This window comes from Streptomyces sp. LS1784 (assembly GCF_020103755.1).
In the GTDB taxonomy this organism is placed as follows: Bacteria; Actinomycetota; Actinomycetes; order Streptomycetales; family Streptomycetaceae; genus Kitasatospora.
Genome location: NZ_JAHSQD010000859.1, coordinates 1 through 2,435 on the forward strand (window position 1 = coordinate 1; position 2,435 = coordinate 2,435).

A 2,435-nucleotide genomic window follows, 5' to 3' on the forward strand; every position below is an offset into this window, starting at 1 on the left:
TCCGGCCCCGTGCGCTTCCCGCGCCAGCGCCGGGACGACGAGGGCCTCGGCGAGGAGCTCACCGTCGACGGGCGGCCGGTGGCCGGCCCGCCCGTGGTGGTCGCCTGCACCTCGCCGGGCGGGGTGCGGCTGGCCGCCGAGCGCGGCCTGCCGATGCTGCTCGGCATGCACTCCGGGGACGACGACAAGCTGCGGATGCTGGAGCTGTACCGGGCCGCCTGGCTCGCCGCCGGGCGCAGCGAGGAGCAGCTGCGCCGGATCGGCCGCCAGCACGTCGCGGCAGGGGTGGCCCAGGTCGACGACCGCGCCGCGGCGGCCCGGTCCACGCTGCTGAACGCGATGCCCGGCTGGTTCGAGTACGGGCTCGGCGCCCACCGCACCGTGGACGGCCGCGAGCGCACGATGCGCGACCCGCGCCAGTACACCGAGCTGCTCTGCGACCTGCACGCGGTGGGCACCCCGCGGCAGTGCGCCGACCGGCTGCTGGCCACCGCTGAGCGCACCGGCATCCGGCGCTTCGCCCTGCTCGCCGAGGGCAGCGGCGACCAGGAGGCGACCCTGCAGAACATCTCCCGGCTCGGCTCCGAGGTGCTGCCGCAGCTGGGCTGAACCCCGCGGGGGACGGGCCCGGGCCGCCGCCCCTCCCCCCGCACCGGGGGACGGGGGCGGCCGGCGCCGCAGCGGGGTACGACGAAGTCAGCAGTCCCGCAGCTCCTCGGACTGGTTGAGCAGCTGCTCCCGGACGGAGGTGAAGCGGTCGTACCGCGCCTCGTTGGCCTCCGACGGCAGGAACACCGCCACCCGGTGGCAGTTCTGGAAGGCCAGCCGGACCCCGAAGTGGCGCTGGAGGGCGCCCCGGATGGCGTCGCTGGCAAGGGCGCGCAGGAGCTGGCCACGGGCCTGCTCGCTGGGCGGCGGTACCTGGTTGTCGGCGAAGTCGGTGCCGTCGACCTTCGCCTGGGCGACCAGCGAGCTGATCAGGTCCCAGGCGTACGGCAGCGAGACGCGGACGCAGTCGACGAATTCCCGCTCGTCGACCTCGCCCCGCTCGGCCTTCTCGAGCAGGGCCGGTGAGACGTCGAGCGACATGGATTCTCCTCTCGCGGTCCACCCGCGCGGCGCCCGGGTGGTCGTGCGTAGGTCAAGCTCACAGTGAGGGTGGCGGATTCGCGTGGGGCGTCCGGAACACCGAGGGACAGGGGTTTCCAACACCTACGCGATCGCGGCGGCACCACGGGACGTGACGTCCTGGACACCGAACGCGCTCAGAACAGCGTGGCAGTCAACGGCGCGACAGGCCGGTCGTTCCTGGGTATTGCTACGGAAATACGTTGCGGCGCACCAGATTGGCCGGATCCCGTCGGATCGTTCATCTGCAGTCTCCATCCCCGTTGACAGCGATCCCGCAAGCGTGCCGTCACACACCGTAGCGACCTGAGGGTGGAGGCGCCAGACCTCGACGGGCGGTAGCGGGACCGCGGGACCTCCATGTTGGCCGGGTTCGCGCTTTCTTCACCCCGTCGTCGCGGAATCGCATCAACTGGCCCTGGTGGGCTAGCGTGGTCGACCGTGCGTCTCGTAATTGCCCGCTGCTCAGTCGACTATGCCGGTCGGCTCTCCGCCCATCTGCCCTCCGCCACCAGGCTGATCCTGGTCAAGGCCGACGGCAGCGTCAGCATCCACGCCGACGACCGCGCCTACAAGCCGCTCAACTGGATGTCCCCGCCGTGCGTCCTCAAGGAGGCCGACGGGGTCTGGACGGTGGAGAACAAGGCCGGCGAGAAGCTCATCATCACGCTGGAGGAAGTGCTGCACGACACGTCCCACGAACTCGGGGTCGACCCGGGCCTGATCAAGGACGGCGTCGAGGCGCACCTCCAGGAGCTGCTCGCGGACCGGATGGAGGTGCTCGGTACCGGCTGGTCGCTGATCCGCCGCGAGTACCCCACCGCGATCGGCCCGGTCGACATCCTCTGCCGCGACGCCGACGGCGCCACGGTGGCCGTCGAGATCAAGCGCCGCGGCGAGATCGACGGTGTCGAGCAGCTCACCCGCTACCTCGAACTCCTCAACCGGGACCCGCTGCTGGCCCCGGTCAAGGGCGTCTTCGCCGCGCAGGAGATCAAGCCGCAGGCCCGCGTCCTGGCCACCGACCGCGGGATCGGCTGCGTGGTGCTGGACTACGACGAGCTGCGCGGCATCGACGACGACAAGCTCAAGCTGTTCTGACCGTCCGCTTCCCGCCCGCTCAGGACGGCCCCGGGGTGGTCGGGCCGGCCGTCCCGCCCGGCGCGGTCGGCGACCCGGACGCGGCCGGCGGCGAACTCGTGGGAGACGCCGGCGACGACGGGCTGCGGCTCGGCTCCGTCGTCTTCGAGGGCTGCCCGGTCGACTGAGGCGGCTGCGGCTGCCCCGGCTGCGGGGCCGGCGGCTGA

4 protein-coding genes are annotated in these 2,435 nt (G+C 72.4%); 3 read left to right on the top strand and 1 reads right to left on the bottom strand.

Annotated elements, in window-relative coordinates; all coding sequences use genetic code 11:
* A partial coding sequence (locus KS423_RS43450) for an LLM class flavin-dependent oxidoreductase (RefSeq protein ID WP_224285207.1) occupies positions 1–609 on the top strand: 609 nt, incomplete at its 5' end.
* An 87-nt stretch (positions 610–696) separates the two neighbouring features.
* Here the strand turns inward: KS423_RS43450 and KS423_RS43455 are convergent.
* Entirely contained in the window at positions 697–1,089 is a 393-nt protein-coding gene (locus tag KS423_RS43455) for an SCO5389 family protein (protein WP_045694845.1), read from the bottom strand.
* Positions 1,090–1,569: 480 nt separating this feature from the next.
* Between KS423_RS43455 and nucS the strand changes: the two genes are divergently transcribed.
* Positions 1,570–2,229, top strand: coding sequence for an endonuclease NucS (gene nucS / locus KS423_RS43460; RefSeq protein ID WP_224285208.1), 660 nt, complete (start codon positions 1,570–1,572; stop codon positions 2,227–2,229).
* A gap of 35 nt (positions 2,230–2,264) precedes the next feature.
* The gene (locus KS423_RS47755) at positions 2,265–2,396 is read left to right on the top strand and encodes a hypothetical protein (protein ID WP_263455836.1); all 132 of its coding nucleotides are present in this window, start codon (positions 2,265–2,267) and stop codon (positions 2,394–2,396) included.
* Positions 2,397–2,435: the final 39 nt, after the last annotated feature.

What these genes read in the sequence shown, in the direction of transcription:
- KS423_RS43455 (WP_045694845.1), bottom strand. Translation starts at nt 1,089, where the DNA reads ATGTCGCTCGACGTCTCACCGGCCCTGCTCGAGAAGGCCGAGCGGGGC.